1 protein-coding gene is annotated in these 587 nt (G+C 57.1%); it reads left to right on the plus strand.

The window, feature by feature from the left end; genetic code table 11:
• On the plus strand, positions 1–587 hold a 587-nt coding region (locus JCM12296_RS35515), incomplete at both ends, for a helix-turn-helix domain-containing protein (protein WP_172684302.1).

A 587-nucleotide genomic window follows, 5' to 3' on the forward strand; every position in this document is an offset into this window, starting at 1 on the left:
TTGGCCCAAGAGCCGCTTCGTTTCCCTGACGGAGAGATCAAAACACCCTCGCTATCCACGCTGCGGAGAAAGCTGAACCGGTATCGGCAAGAAGGATTCGACGGCCTTAAGCGACAAACGCGCATCGATCGGGGAAAGCCCCGCGGTGTCGGTCCCGAGATTATCGCAAGGGCCATCGAATTAAAAAAAGAGCAGCCCTACCGCAGCCACGGAGCCATCAACCGCTTTCTGCAAACCACGTATGCGACCACCGTTCCCCGCTCCACGCTTTACCGGCATCTGAAAGCCGCCGGCGCGACACGCATCAAGCTGGGCGTTACTAAATTGAAGGTCCGCAAACGCTGGACCCGGCAGCACACCCATGACCTGTGGGTCGGTGATTTCGAGGAAGGCCCCTACGTTATCGAGAAAAACGAGGTCGTGCCCACCTGCCTGTCCGCCTTCATCGACTGCCACAGCCGCTTTGTTGTCGAGGCGCGCTATTACTTCAGGCAGAACCTGGATGTGCTCATCGATTCACTGATCCGGGCATGGTCAAATCATGGCGCATCGCTCGAACTGTATCTGGACAATGCCAAGGTATACCA

Source organism: Desulfosarcina cetonica JCM 12296 (assembly GCF_001311845.1).
Taxonomy (GTDB): Bacteria; Desulfobacterota; Desulfobacteria; order Desulfobacterales; family Desulfosarcinaceae; genus Desulfosarcina; species Desulfosarcina cetonica.